This is a genomic window from Lysobacterales bacterium, assembly GCA_014946745.1.
Lineage (GTDB): Bacteria > Pseudomonadota > Gammaproteobacteria > Xanthomonadales > Xanthomonadaceae > Aquimonas.
The window spans coordinates 811,483-824,747 of record JADCRD010000002.1; the positions used below are offsets into that span (position 1 = coordinate 811,483).

Annotated in this window: 10 protein-coding genes; 8 read left to right on the forward strand and 2 right to left on the reverse strand. The window is 68.3% G+C overall.

All coding sequences use genetic code 11. The annotated features are described in order from the left end of the window. The first annotated feature begins 267 nt into the window (after positions 1 to 267). From H4O13_15570 to H4O13_15580, 3 genes are all read left to right on the forward strand, one after another. Complete coding sequence (locus H4O13_15570; GenBank protein ID MBE5316810.1) at positions 268 to 2,475, forward strand: hypothetical protein; 2,208 nt, start codon at positions 268 to 270, stop codon at positions 2,473 to 2,475. A 615-nt stretch (positions 2,476 to 3,090) separates the two neighbouring features. Further along, positions 3,091 to 4,431 (forward strand): O-antigen ligase family protein, encoded by a 1,341-nt coding sequence (locus H4O13_15575; protein MBE5316811.1) that lies wholly within the window; start codon positions 3,091 to 3,093, stop codon positions 4,429 to 4,431. Between the two features lie 55 nt (positions 4,432 to 4,486). Then, positions 4,487 to 5,677, forward strand: a complete 1,191-nt coding sequence (locus H4O13_15580) for a hypothetical protein (GenBank protein ID MBE5316812.1) — start codon at positions 4,487 to 4,489, stop codon at positions 5,675 to 5,677. 84 nt (positions 5,678 to 5,761) lie between these two features. On the opposite strand, the gene H4O13_15585 is transcribed toward H4O13_15580, so the two are convergent. Continuing rightward, positions 5,762 to 6,382 (reverse strand): serine acetyltransferase, encoded by a 621-nt coding sequence (locus H4O13_15585; protein MBE5316813.1) that lies wholly within the window; start codon positions 6,380 to 6,382, stop codon positions 5,762 to 5,764. Positions 6,383 to 6,387: 5 nt separating this feature from the next. On the opposite strand from H4O13_15585, the gene H4O13_15590 reads away from it, so the two are divergent. Beyond that, positions 6,388 to 7,584 (forward strand): glycosyltransferase family 2 protein, encoded by a 1,197-nt coding sequence (locus H4O13_15590; GenBank protein ID MBE5316814.1) that lies wholly within the window; start codon positions 6,388 to 6,390, stop codon positions 7,582 to 7,584. A 47-nt stretch (positions 7,585 to 7,631) separates the two neighbouring features. Here the strand turns inward: H4O13_15590 and H4O13_15595 are convergent, their stop codons facing one another. Then, positions 7,632 to 8,762, reverse strand: a complete 1,131-nt coding sequence (locus H4O13_15595; GenBank protein ID MBE5316815.1) for a glycosyltransferase — start codon at positions 8,760 to 8,762, stop codon at positions 7,632 to 7,634. Positions 8,763 to 8,866: 104 nt separating this feature from the next. Between H4O13_15595 and H4O13_15600 the strand changes: the two genes are divergently transcribed. The 4 genes from H4O13_15600 (at position 8,867) to H4O13_15615 (ending at position 13,121) form a co-directional block, all read left to right on the forward strand. Continuing rightward, a complete protein-coding gene (locus tag H4O13_15600) occupies positions 8,867 to 10,426 on the forward strand; it encodes an oligosaccharide flippase family protein (GenBank protein MBE5316816.1) in 1,560 nt (519 codons plus the stop codon). A 133-nt stretch (positions 10,427 to 10,559) separates the two neighbouring features. Beyond that, a complete protein-coding gene (locus tag H4O13_15605) occupies positions 10,560 to 11,549 on the forward strand; it encodes a polysaccharide deacetylase family protein (GenBank protein ID MBE5316817.1) in 990 nt (329 codons plus the stop codon). A gap of 293 nt (positions 11,550 to 11,842) precedes the next feature. Then, the gene (locus H4O13_15610; GenBank protein ID MBE5316818.1) at positions 11,843 to 12,301 is read left to right on the forward strand and encodes a hypothetical protein; all 459 of its coding nucleotides are present in this window, start codon (positions 11,843 to 11,845) and stop codon (positions 12,299 to 12,301) included. A 478-nt stretch (positions 12,302 to 12,779) separates the two neighbouring features. Next, entirely contained in the window at positions 12,780 to 13,121 is a 342-nt protein-coding gene (locus H4O13_15615) for a hypothetical protein (protein MBE5316819.1), read from the forward strand. Positions 13,122 to 13,265 lie beyond the last annotated feature (144 nt).

Below are 13,265 nucleotides of genomic sequence, written 5' to 3' on the forward strand. Positions count from 1 at the left end.
CGCACAAAAAGGCGCCGGTGGCCGCCAGCGACGCCCGGCCTCGGGCGGCGCCACGGGTGTCGCCCTGCAGGCATCCCGCCGAAACCCCCCAGCGTGTTCAAGTTCTCACTCAATGTGTGATCGCAAGTGCGCGTGGCCGAACGGGTTTTCCAAGCTGTGCCGTGAGTCACCGAATTGTTTCGCGAAGTTGCCAACCACCCCGCGAAACGGTCGGAAACCGGCGCGTAGCCTGCGGTTGTAAACATTGGTGCCACGCCCATGACCCGTATCGCCGCATTCCTCAGCAGCCTCGCCCTCGTCCTCGCGGCCGCCATGGCGCTACCGCCCAGGGCGCTCGCGCAGTCCAGCGTGCAGACCACGCCCAACCCGATCCTGTTCGTGACCCAGATGCCGATCTCCTCGGACTTCGCCGCGATCGGTTCGGTCTTCGCCAACCATCGCGGCAACGTGGGTCTGGCGGGCCGCGGCGGAGATCTGTACATCCGCTACCCCGACGGCAGCCTGCGAAACCTCACCCGCGAAGCCGGCTTCGGTACGGCGGCGGCGTTCCAGGGCACTACTGCGATCGCAGTCCGCGACCCGGCGGTGCACTGGTCGGGCACGAAAGCGATTTTCAGCATGGTGATCGGTGCGCCGACCCAGCAGTACGGCGCTGACACCTTCTACTGGCAGCTCTACGAAATCACCGGTCTGGGCCAAGGCCAGACCGCGGTGATCACGCGCGTGGCGCAGCAGCCGCAGAACTTCAACAACATCCAACCGACCTATGGCTCGGACGGCGCGATCATCTTCGCTTCCGACCGCCCGCGCAGCGGTGAGCGGCATCTGTATCCACAGCTCGACGAGTACGAGTCGACGCCGACCGTCAGCGGCCTATGGAAGCTGACACCCGCCGGACAGCTGAAGCTGTTGGAGCACTCGCCCTCGGGCTCCTTCGACCCCTTGGTCGATACCGCGGGCCGGATCGTGTTCTCGCGCTGGGATCACCTGCAGCGCGACCAGCAGAACGAAGGGGCCAACCCCTACGGTGCCTTCAACTACAGCTCGGAGGCGGCCAACTCGGTGCGCACCAGCGATCGCACCGAGCACTTCCCCGAACCGCGTGTGGCGGCCGCCGGGTCCCAGGTTCAGGGCCTGCGCTTCAACCACTTCTTTCCGTGGCAGCTGAATCAGGACGGCACCGCCGCCCTCACCCTGAATCATGTCGGTCGCCATGAGCTGCACAGCTTCTTCAACCGCAGCTTGAGCAACGACGGCAACCTGCGCGACTTCACGCCGAATGGCGGCAACAGCTATCGGCTGCTGAACCTGCTCCACCTGGCCGAAGACCCCACCCAGGCGGGGCGCTTCTACGCCCTGAACGCGCCTGAATTCGGCACCCTGAGCGGCGGCCAGATCGTCCGCTTCAGCGCGGTCATGGGCGCCAACCCCGATCAGCTCCAGCTGCAGTCGGTGACCCACCCCGACACCGGCGGCACCACCACCAGCGCGAATCACAGCGGCCACTACCGCAACCCGCTGCCGCTGTCGGACGGCAGCCTGATCGCCTCGCACACCACTGCCACCGGGCTGGCGCGTGAGCTGGGCACCCGCGCCAATCCGAATCCCAGCCACCGCTACCGTCTGACCCGCCTGACTGCGGCCAGCAACGGCAGCCTGGTGGCCTCGGCCACGCCGCTGCTGGGCAGCGCAGGCATCGTCCGCCGCATCGAATACTGGGATCCGGACGTGCGCGTGACCTACGAAGGCCCGATGTGGGAGCTCGGCGCAGTCGAGGTTCGGGCCCGCCCGATACCGCCGCAGACAGTCGAAACCGTCGAGTCGCCCGAGCAGGCCGCGTTCACCCAGGCGGGCGTGAACCTGCAGGCGTTCCGCGCGTACCTGCGGCAGCGCAATCTTGGCGTGGTGGTGATGCGCGACGTCACCACGCGCGACCGCGCCGATCGCCAGCAGCCCTTCAACCTGCGCGTGGACGGCAGCAACTACCAGAACCCGCCGACCCCGACCGGCACGGTCTACTCGATCAGCCACATGCAGTTTCTGCAGGCCGACCAGATCCGCGGCCTGACCATGGGCGGCAGCAGCCCGCGGGAGGGACGCCGCGTGCTCGCGGTACCGATGCACGACAGCGCCGCGGTCGCCTTGAACCCGCCCGCGCCGGGCGCACCGGCGGGCAGCGTGCGGATCGCCGCCGATGGCTCGGTCGCAGCCTTCGTGCCGGCCGGCCGCGCCTTGGTCTGGCAGAGCACCGCGCCCAATGGCGACCCGGTGGTGCGCGAGCGCTACTGGCTCACTGTGCAGCCCGGTGAAGTCCGTTCCTGCGATGGCTGCCATGGCGTGAACACTGCCAGCCAGTCGGGTCAGCCGGCCAGCACCCAGGTCGCCGACGCGTTTGTCGATCTGCTGACGCGCTGGCAGGCCGCGAACGCCACGCAGACCCTGGTGATCTTCGCGGACGGGATGGAGGGGTCCTGACCGCGCAGGCCTGGAAGCCCGCGCGGCAGCGGGCAGCCGGGCTGCAAACGCGCCTGCGCGGCCCGTCTGTTCCGCCGACTCTCGGCCTGTCGCACCCCGACAGGCCGGCCAATCGTCGAGACCGTCCTCGCGCCTTTGGCGTTCGCCTCAATGGCTCCTGCCGCGCAGGTGGATGGACCTCCTCGGGCTGGCGCCAGGCCTGAGCGCAGGCGAAGCCCGGCGCCGCTGGCCTGGGCGGGCGCCTCCGTTGTATCCACGAGGCCGTGCAGCTGGACGGCCGGAACCCGTGCCGCCTGCGCCGCCCCGATCGCACGCCGTCAAGACCGCCGCGCTTCACGCCTGCACGCACAGGCGAAGCGTGGGGCGCTTGATCGCCTGGCCCCGGCTTCCCGGTCTGAGCGCCCGCTTCCCGGAGGGAGCACCGGGTGAGGTGCTGTCGATACCGGCGATAAACGTGATTGCCATCGCAGTTTATTGGCCGCAAAATGCGAAGCAATGCACATTCCCTCGGGTTCTCGCGTGGCTCTGCCCACCGCACTGATTGCCTACGGCGCGCGCTCGCGTTCGCTGGTGCCGCGCTCGCGCCCGACCCACTGAGGCCCAGGCAGACCCCGCATGGCCTTCGCGCTGTTCCTGCTCTATGTGGTCTTCACCTTCCTGCGGCCAGTCGAGCTGTTCGCGCCGGGTCTGGCGGAGGCGCGGCCCATGCTGGTGCTCTGGCTGCTGGCCTTCGGTGCGGCCCTGATGGCGACCCTGGTGCAGCGTCGAATTGCCCTGCGCGCGCCCCATGCCGGGCTGCTGCTGGTGTTCATCCTCGCCCTGATGCTGTCGCGCGTCGCCAACGGCTGGGCCGGCGGCGCGATGGCGGCGGTTTCTGAATTCAGCGCCTCGGCCCTGCTGCTGCTGCTGGCGGCGATGAACCTCACCAGCCTGCGCCGCCTGCAGTGGACGCTGGCCACCGTGACTCTGTGCATGCTGGTGCTGAGCGTGTTCGCGGTCAACGCGTTCGAGACTGGACATCGCGCCGAGGACTTCGTGCTTCGCCAGGGCACCGGTGACGATGCGGATCTGCTCGACGCCGGCTATGCCGGCGTGCCGGCCGAGGACACCAGCGGGCAAAGCCTGTGGCGCGTGCACGGCCTGGGCATCCTGAATGACCCCAACGACTTCGGCCAGGCCCTGGTGATGTGCCTGCCCCTGCTGGCCCTGGCTTGGCGGCCGCGGCGCTGGACGCGCAATGCGCTGGTGGTGGGCCTGCCGATGGCGCTGATGCTGTACGCGATCTACCTCACCCACTCGCGCGGGGCTCTGCTGGGCGTCGCCGTGCTGGCCCTGCTGGGGCTGCGGGGCTGGCTGGGCAATGTGCGCACCGCCCTGGTCGGCCTCGCGGGTCTGGTGCTGGCGATGGGCCTCGGCCTCGCGGGTGGACGCGACTTCTCGACCCAGGAGCAGTCGGCCGGCCAGCGCATCGAAGCCTGGTACGACGGCCTGCAAATGTTCCGCGAGAACCCGCTGTTCGGTGTCGGCTACGGTGCCTTTACCGACTACCACGAGCTGACTGCCCACAACAGTTTTGTCCTGTGCTTTGCCGAGCTGGGACTGTTCGGCCTGCTGCCCTGGGTGGCGCTGCTGGTGCTCGCCTGGCGTGAACTCAGCCAAGTCACCCAGCTGGCCGAGCCCGGCTCGACCCAGGCGCGCATGGCCGAGGCCCTGCGCATGGCCCTGCTCGGTTTTCTGGCCTGCGCCTGGTTCCTGTCGCGCACCTACCAGCCGCTGCTCTACCTGCTGCTGGGCCTGTGCATCGCTGCGGCGTGGGCAGCGCGCCAGGCTGCGCTGGCCGGGCCTGAGCCGCAGTATTGGCCGGCGCCGCGCTGGCAGTTGGCTTCCGTCGGGACCGCGTTCGGCAGCATCGTCGCGGTCTACGCCTTCATCGTGCTGGAGCGCTTTACCGGATGAAGACGCTCTTTCTTCCCTACCGTCGTCCGCGGACCGCGTCCGCAGCGAGTTCTCCATGAGCCTGACCCTGCTGTTCGCCCTGCTGCTGCTCGTCGGCCTCGCCGGCTTTGCCGCAGCGCTCTACTTCGCGCATCGCAGGCATGTGCTGGGCTGGCTCAGCGCCTGGCTGCGTCAGGACTGGCGCGCGCCGGCGCCGAAGGGCGTCACCCGCCATCTGCTGTTCTGCTTCGTCGACCACTACGAACCGCAGTGGGGTCGCGCCGACTACGCCCGCGAATGTGCGCGGGTAGCGCGCTGGCGGCAGGACTATCCCAAGGTCTGCGAAGGCCACCGCGATGCCGATGGCCGCGCGCCCGTGCACACCTTCTTCTACCCCGAAGAGGAGTACCGGCCCGAGCACCTCGACGCGCTGGTCGAGCTGTGCCGCATGGGACTCGGCGAGATCGAGGTCCACCTGCACCACGACCGCGACACCGAGGCCAATCTGCGCCAGACCCTGCGCCGCTTCACCCGCCAGCTGGTCGAGCGCCACGACGCACTGCCGATCGACCGCAGCACCGGCCAGCCGCAGTGGGCCTTCATCCACGGCAACTGGGCGCTCGACAACAGCCATCCGGAAGGGCGCGGCTGCGGCGTCAACAACGAGCTGATCATCCTGCGCGAAGAGGGTTGCTACGCCGACTTCACCTTTCCCTCGGCGCCCGACCCGACCCAGCCTTCCACCATCAATCGCATCTACTACGCGAAGGACGACCCGCAGCAACCGAAATCGCACGAGCGCGGCCAGCGCGTGCGGGTGGGCGGCCAGCCCTGGGGCGATCTGATGCTGATCCAGGGCGTGCTGGGCCTGAATTTCCGCAGCCGCAAATTCGGCCTGCTGCCGCGCATCGAAAACTCGGACATCCGCGCCGTCAGCCCGCCCGCACCCGCGCGCATCGACGACTGGGTGCGCGCCGGCATCCACGTCGAGGGCCGACCCGAGTGGACCTTCGTCAAGATCCACACCCACGGCACCCAGGACTGCGATCTCGACACCTTGCTCGGCGCGCCGATGCACGAGGCCTTCGCGCACCTGGAGCGCGCCTACAACGACGGCGAGCGCTGGCAGCTGCACTACGTCTCGGCGCGCGAGATGTACAACATCGCCAAGGCCGCGGAAGCCGGCGAAACCGGCAACCCCGGGCAGTACCGCGACTACCGCATCGCCCGCCCCGCCTATGCGGCGCGCAGCGCAGCGGCGGCTTGAGGCCGCGTGCCGATGCGTCGTCTCGCAGGCTCTATCGCGCGCGCCGAAACGCTCGCTGTGCCGGCCGTGGCCGCCGATTCCCGCCTAGCCGTCGGCGCGCGTGCTCGGCCGTGTGCGCGCCGGAATGCCCACGGCGGTTTCGCCATCGCCAACGTCGTGCAGCACCACGGCATTGGCGCCGATCCGCGCACCGTGGCCGATGCGCACGCCGCCGATGATCTTCGCCCCCGAGCCGATGAACACGTCATCGCCCAGGCGCGGAAACGCACCGCGGTTCTCGCCAATCACCACGCTGCTCTCGATCCACACGTTGCGCCCGCCCTGCACGGCCGAGTTGATCACCACGCCGATCGGATGGATCAGCACCAGACCCGGGCCGAAGCGCGCGCGCACGCCGATCACGCAGCCGTTCAACCACTTGTTGACGAGATGCGGCAGCAGGGCCAGCACGCCCAGGCCCATGCCAGCCAGCCAGGCCTGCAGGCGATACAGCACCACGGCGAGCGTGCCGTCGCTGAGTGCGGCGCGCAGCAGCGAGCACTGCTGACCGTGCTGCGAGTACAGCGCCCGCTTGGCGCGCAGGTCATCGAGCAGGATCACATCGTTCTCCGCGCAGTCCAGGCGGCCGGCTGCCGCGGCGGCAGTGTCGATGAAGCCGCGCAGCGCCTCAAGACGCCGCCCGCGGCGCGCCGTCAGCGCGTGCATCGCGCATGAGCAGCGCACTCGCTCTGATCGCCCTGGTCTGCCTCGCGGCGGTGCTGTACTCGTACGCGCTGTACCCGCTGCTGCTGATCGCGCTGGCCGCGCTGGTGCAGCTGCGCTCCGATCTCGCGCGCGTGCTCGGCAAGCGCGAGCGCCGCGCCGCAACCGTGCCCGAGCTGCCCACGGTGAGCGTGCTGATCTCGGCCTTCAACGAGGAGGCCTGCATTGCCGCGCGCATCGACAACCTGCTGGCGCTCGACTACCCGCGCGAGCGCCTGCAGATCCTGATCGGCTCCGACGGCAGCCGAGATCGCACCGGTGAGCTGATGCTCGCCGCCGCCGCACGCTACGCCGACGCGCCGCTGCAGTGTCTGGTGTTCGCGCACAACCGCGGCAAGGCCAACGTGCTGAACGATCTCGCCGCGCGCGCCGAGGGCGAGCTGCTGGTGTTCTCCGACGCCAACACCCTGTTCGCGCCCGATGCCCTGCGGCATCTGGTGGCACCGTTCGCCGACCCCAAGGTGGGCGGCGTCAGCGGCGAGCTGCGCCTGCTCGGTGCCGGCGGCGACAACCAGGACGGCCTGTACTGGCGCATCGAACAGCTGCTGAAGTTCTTCGAGAACCGCATCGGCGGCCTGCTGGGCGCGAACGGCGCGATCTACGCGATCCGTCGCCGGCTGTGGGCGCCGCTGGCGGCCGACACCATCTGCGATGACTTCCTGGTGGCGATGAACGTCGCCGCCGCCGGCTACCGTTTGCGCTACGCGCCGGCCGCCTGGGCCGAGGAAGAGATGCCGCAGCGCATCGGCGAGGAGTACCGCCGTCGCGTGCGCATCGGCATCGGCAACTTCCAGGCGCTGTTCCGCCACCCCGAGTATCTGCTGCACACCGGCCTCGCCACGGCCTTTACCTACCTCTCGCACAAGGTGCTGCGCTGGCTGGCGCCGCACCTGCTGATCGTGGCCCTGCTGGCTTCGGCGGCGCTCGCCACGCGCTCCTCCCTGTGGCTGGCCTTCACCCTGCTGCAGCTCGCGGGCTATGGGCTGGCGGCGGCGTGCTGGCGGCACAGCGCGCGCGGCGGCGCGCTGCCCGCCCTGCTGCGGATTCCGGCGTTTCTGTTCGCCTTGAACTGGGCTTTTCTGGTGGCCTCGGTGCGCTTCGCGCGCGGCCGCTTCGCCGCCACCTGGGCGAGCACGCCGCGATGAGCCGCAGGCGCGCCGACAGCCTCGAACGCCCCGACCGCTGCGCGCGCTCAGCGCTGCTGCGCCTGTGCGTACAGATCCGCGTAGCGCGCGCGGGCACGCTCGATGCCGACCTCGCGTTCGGCCCAGGCGCGCGCGGCCTCGCCCAGCCGCTGGCGCTGTGCCGCGTCGCCGAGCAGCTCGCTCAGCAGCGCCTCAAGCGCGGCCGCATCGTCGCTCTCGAACAGCCACCCGCGTTGACCATCGGCGACGATCTCGGGGTTGCCGCCCACGCGGCTGGCGACGATTGCGCAGCCGGCGGCGCTGGCCTCGAGCAGGGCGATCGACAGCCCTTCCGTGCGCGAGGGCTGTACGAACACATCGAAGGCGCACAGCAGACGCGCGACATCGCTGCGGTCGCCCGCAAAGTGCACGCAATCGCCGAGGCCCAGCGCCTGCGCCTGCTGCTGCAGTGCGCCGCGCTTCGGGCCATCGCCGATCAGCACCAGCGCAAGATTCGCATCGCGCGCGCGCAGCGCGGGCAGCACGCCCAGCAGCAGCGCGTGGTTCTTCAGCTCCACCAGCCGGCCCACGCAGCCCAGCACGCGGGCGTCAGGCGCCAGCCCGAGCAGCGCGCGCGCCTCGGCGCGGGCGACGGCGCCGCGGGCGAAGCGCTGCACCGGAATGCCGTTGTCCAGCGCCTGCGTGCGCGCCGCCGGCAGCAGGCCCGCACCCACCAGATGCGCACGCGCGGCCTCACCCACCGTGGCCACGCGCGCGGTGCGCAGCAGGCTCAGCCGAAAAAACATGCGCAGCCGCCGCTGCGCCAGCCGCGTGCCCATGTTGTGGCAGGTGTTCACCAGCGCGCAGCGCAGCCCGAGCAGAGCCAGCGCCGCGTAGTAGTTGGGCACGAAGTTGTGGCTGTGCACCACCGCAACGCCGCGCTCGCGCACCAGCGCGCGCAGCCGACGGATCAGCGCGCGGTCGAAGCCGCCGCGCTTGTCGCCCTGGATCACCTCGACCCCGCCAGCTTCGAGCTCGCCGCGGAACCCCTCGGTGCGGTTCAAGCTGAACACCGCCACGCGCTGCCCGGCGGCGTGCTGGCTCAGCGCCAGATCGCAGACGAACCGCTCCAGCCCTCCCGTCTCAAGGCTATCGACCACATGCAGCAGACACGGATGCACGGACGCATCGGCAGGCATTCGCAGACTCTCGCAGGCCAGCGCAGGCCGAGCGCCTGCGGGCGGCGATTGTTCCACAGCGCGCAGGTCGCAGCGGCGACCACGGCACTCGCGGAGGCAGCGGCATGAGCAGCGCCTTCGGCCGCGTGGCCGCCCTGCGCGGCGCCCTGATGATGACCGGCTCGACCTATGCCGTGTACGCCCTGGGCCTGCTGGTGAGTGCACTGATCGCGCGCGATCTCGGCCCCGACAGCTTCGGCCACTACGCCTATCTGGTGTGGCTGTCGGGTGTGCTCGGCATCATCGCCAACAACGGCCTGACCACCACCGGCATCCGTTTCGTGTCCGAATCGCTGGGCCGCGACGAGCGCGACGCGGCCGCGCGCGTGCAGGGCTGGCTGTGGCGCCGACAGCTGCTCTGCCTCGCCGCGGTGGCCCTGGGCTATGCCGCGACCTTGCCCTTCATCGAGCGCAGCGGCTGGCAGCAGGAGCAGCTGCTGCTGTTCACCGCGCTGGCCATCCTCAGCATGAGCGGCAAGAGCGTCTTCATCTTCTACACCTCGATGGCCAAAGGCCACGGCCGCTTCGAGCTGGAAGCCGGCATCACCGTTGCCCTGGGCCTGTTGAACGCGCTGGCGGTGGCCCTGCTGTTCTGGCGCGGCGCGTCGCTGCTGGCCTACCTGCTGGTGTTCACCGCGACCAGCCTCGCCTTCGGCGTGCTGGGCTTCGTTGGCGCGCGTCGCGCCGAGGTGCGCGGCGCGCGCGAGGCGCCGCAGGCTGAACTGCTGGCGCGTCTGCGCCCGCACCTGTTGTGGACGGTTGCCCTGGTGATTGCGGCTGCGCTCGGCAACAAATCGGTTGAGACCTACCTGCTGAACCTGTTCACCGGCTCGGCTGCGGTGGGCTATTTCGCCATCGCTGCAGCACTCACCCGCGGCGGCGTCGACCTGCTGTCCTCGGGGCTGTCGACCGTGCTGATGCCGATGATGGCCCACGCCTACGGCGCCCACGGCCTGGCGCAGGTGAGCCGCGTGCTTGGCAATGCGGTGCGCATCTTCCTGTTCTTCGGGCTGCTGCTGGCCGGCAGCGCCGCCCTGGCTGCCGACCTTGCCGTACAGCTGCTCTATGGAAGCGCCTACGCCCCGGTCGCCGATGTCTTCCGCTGGATGGTCGTGGTGGGCGGCCTCACGCTCAGCGAAGGCGCCTTCGGCGCCCTGCTGTCGACCACCGACCACCAGCGCCTGCGCGCGCTCATCGCCGCCAGCACCATCCTGCTCACGCTGGTCCTGGCCCTGCTGTGGATACCGCGCTTTGGCCTGATGGGTGCGCTGGCCGCGCATGCCACCTCGCGCCTGCTGTTGATGCTCGTGCTGGTGGTCGGCACGCGCCTCGCGCTGGGCCTGCGCCTGCCCTGGCCCGAACTGTCGCGGCTGGCCGCCGCCGCCGTGCTGGCGGCCCTGCCGGCAGTCGGCCTGGCCCTGCTCACCACCGACCCCTGGCTGCGCTTCGCTGCCGGCGTGCTCTACGCGCTGCTGTTCATCGGCCTGGGCCTGCTGCTGCGGGCCTGGCGCAGCGAAGACGCCGACACCCTGGAGGAAGCCCTGGCCCGCCTGCCGCGCCTGCAGACCCACATCGGCCCCCGTCTGCAGCGCTGGGCCCAGCGCATGCGCGAGCGCGAAGCATGAGCCGCCCACCGCGCGCATCGCGCGACAGCGCCCGCCGCGGCGGCTCTGCACCACAGCGGAGCGCGCCCGCGCCTGCCCTTGCGGGGGCGCTGCGCGCACCCCGTCCATCGCGGCCTCTGAGGGGAGACACCGCATGAAGCGACTGCTGCTGGCCAATACGCTGAAGCGCAGTGGCGCCCTGGCCGTGCTACGCCACGCCTACCGCCCGCGCGGACTGCTGTGCCTGAACTACCACCGCATCGCCACGCGACTGCCCCGCTACTGCGACCCGGGCGTCATCAGCGCCAGCGCGGAGCAGTTCGCTGCGCAGATCCGGTTTCTCAAACGCCACGCCGAGCTCATCACCCCCGACGAGATCGAACAGGCGCGCCGCAGCCGCGGCCGCTTCGTGCTGGTGACCTTCGACGACGGCTACAGCGACAACTACCACGCCGCCTTCGAGGTGCTGCGCCACGAGGGCGCGCGCGCCACCTTCTTCATCGCCACCGGCTACATCGACAACCCGCGCCTGTCCTGGTGGGACGCCATCAACGCCCTGATCGACAGCACCAGCGCCCGCAGCCTGCACCTGCCCGAGTTCGAGCTGCCGCCGCTCAGCCTGAGCCCCGAGCAGCGCCCCGACGCCGTGCGTCAGCTGCTGCGCCTGTACAAGCGCCTGCCCGGCGAGCGCGCCGCCGCCCTGCTGCAGCGCCTGCGCGAGCTGCCCAACGCCCAGCAGCCCGACGCCGTCGAACAGTGGATGAGCTGGGACATGCTGCGCGAGATGCAGGCCCACGGCATGCACATCGGCGGCCACACCATGCACCACCCCGTGCTGTCGCGCCTGCCGATCGACGAACAGCGCGAGGAAATCTTCGGCTGCGCCGAACGCCTGCACACCGAACTCGGCCGGCGCCCAAGCGCCTTCGCCTACCCGGTCGGCAACCGCGACAGCTTCAATGCCGACACCCGCCAGGTGCTGAAAGAAGCCGGCGTGCGCTACGCGTTCTCGTACTACGGCGGGTTCCACGGAATGGACACGGGGGATGACTACGACATCCGCCGCGAACCGATTGAGCCGTATGTGGCGCCGGCCTTGTTCGAGGGGATTTTTGGGTTGCCGAGGGTGTTTTGTGGGGGGTGAGGGTGGGGCTGCCCTGCGGGCCAGATGGCATGAATCAAGGGTTCGGCATGCGGGGCGTCATGTCGAGCCGGAACACAGGTACCGGATACCTGAAAGTGCTGGTTGAGAGCGACGATGGCTCGCGGTAGCGTGCGATAGCAGCCAAGCCAAGCCAAGCCAAGCGCCTCGGTGCAAGCGGAGGTTTGGAAGGCCCATCGACGATTGAGGGGTGTCGCGATGCGCGAGTTATACGACAGGTTGGACGTCAATCTGACGTCTACATTGAGTTAGGCATTGGAGGATAGGTCATGGTGTTGACGTACCTCGAAATCTTCTTCGTCGTTGCAACGGTGGTGTCGCTGGTGTTCAACGTAATCCAGTGGCGAGACGGCAAAGCGGCGAGAGAGCCGCTTTCTAACGCGCTCGTTGGGACGTTCAATGAGATCAAATCCCGCGCGAACTACGTCCACTTTGCTTACGGCGCGCTCTTCAACCAGAACAACCCTCACGAGTCTGTGGAGACACTTCGTTGGGAGTATGGCCATTTTCTGCAGAGCGAGCTAAATGCCCTTGAGGGCATTCAAGAGCAGGTTGTAAGCATCCTCGTCTCCCTCCGGCCAGATGACAAAGCCGGAACCCAAGCATTTCGAGCCCGCGACTATGGGCTAACCGACGCCGACAAGGAAATCCGGCGCATCAATTTCGAGCGTTACAAGGGCACACTTCAGCCTGCAGAGAGCAATTCACAGGTTCCGCCCGGGTCCAATGCCTAACTATGCGTTCAAGCGGACCGCTGGGAGAGACTGCGGTGTTTCCTGATATTCGTTCGGCCAGCGGCCGCTTAACGCGGCGTTAGATGCGATGGCTGACTTTCTCGCTAGGTTGGATTCGCTCTCCGCTGAGTCACGTCGGAGTTTTTACGTGAGACTTTGGTACGAGCTCACTATTGCCGCACGAAGCATCTGGAGCGATCCGTCGCTCTCCGATAGCCAGAAACTCGAGGGGTTGAAGTGGCTCAACGAAATTCAGCACCGCGTTTGGCATGCATTTCAGGGATCGCCAGGCTACGAGCCTCGTCACCTAGCTGCTCGCTTGAGCAGTCACGTGGAGCAGGCGCCACAGATTCAAGCAGAGGTGGGCGGTTGCATAACGAGGGCTCTTGGCCAAACATCACGCACCTAACTATTCGCTCAAGCGGACCAATCAATCGCTTCGCGATTGATGTGGCCGCTTCGCTCCAGCGTTAGCTTAATGAGCATTTCTTCAGTGGGCTGGGAGTCGCTGGTTGCTATTGTTCATTCGCTCGGTTTAGAGAGCTGTCTACTCGTGCGTGGTGAGGTTGAGCCATCCGAGTGGAGTAGGTTCTTGCTGATTCCTTCGCCGAGCTACATAGAGGCAAATTGTGGGCCTGTGAAGCTTGAAGACATCGAGTGCCTTCTCATCAACCCAGTTCAAACCGTTCATCGCGGCATTCGGGTTGCGCCATCAAGGGTCGATCACAGCGCAAAGCTAGTCGAGCTGCTGTCGAAGGCTGGCGCAACTTCTGTGGTTGAAGGTGGCTGTTTCAAGGTTCTTGGTTTCGAGCGCAAATGAGCCGTCTGACGCGCATGAAGCTAAGGAACCTCTGAACTAAGCCGCCACGCCGCTATCGATCGATTCGAAGCTGTTTTGGATCCCGCGTCGCTGCCTTGATCGTTTGAAGCTGATCGGGTTGCACCCGTCGAACCCCCGATTTTT

What these genes read in the sequence shown, in the direction of transcription:
- H4O13_15575 (MBE5316811.1), top strand. Translation starts at nt 3,091, where the DNA reads ATGGCCTTCGCGCTGTTCCTGCTCTATGTGGTCTTCACCTTCCTGCGG.
- H4O13_15580 (MBE5316812.1), top strand. Translation starts at nt 4,487, where the DNA reads ATGAGCCTGACCCTGCTGTTCGCCCTGCTGCTGCTCGTCGGCCTCGCC.
- H4O13_15585 (MBE5316813.1), bottom strand. Translation starts at nt 6,382, where the DNA reads ATGCACGCGCTGACGGCGCGCCGCGGGCGGCGTCTTGAGGCGCTGCGC.
- H4O13_15590 (MBE5316814.1), top strand. Translation starts at nt 6,388, where the DNA reads ATGAGCAGCGCACTCGCTCTGATCGCCCTGGTCTGCCTCGCGGCGGTG.
- H4O13_15595 (MBE5316815.1), bottom strand. Translation starts at nt 8,762, where the DNA reads ATGCCTGCCGATGCGTCCGTGCATCCGTGTCTGCTGCATGTGGTCGAT.
- H4O13_15600 (MBE5316816.1), top strand. Translation starts at nt 8,867, where the DNA reads ATGAGCAGCGCCTTCGGCCGCGTGGCCGCCCTGCGCGGCGCCCTGATG.
- H4O13_15605 (MBE5316817.1), top strand. Translation starts at nt 10,560, where the DNA reads ATGAAGCGACTGCTGCTGGCCAATACGCTGAAGCGCAGTGGCGCCCTG.
- H4O13_15615 (MBE5316819.1), top strand. Translation starts at nt 12,780, where the DNA reads ATGAGCATTTCTTCAGTGGGCTGGGAGTCGCTGGTTGCTATTGTTCAT.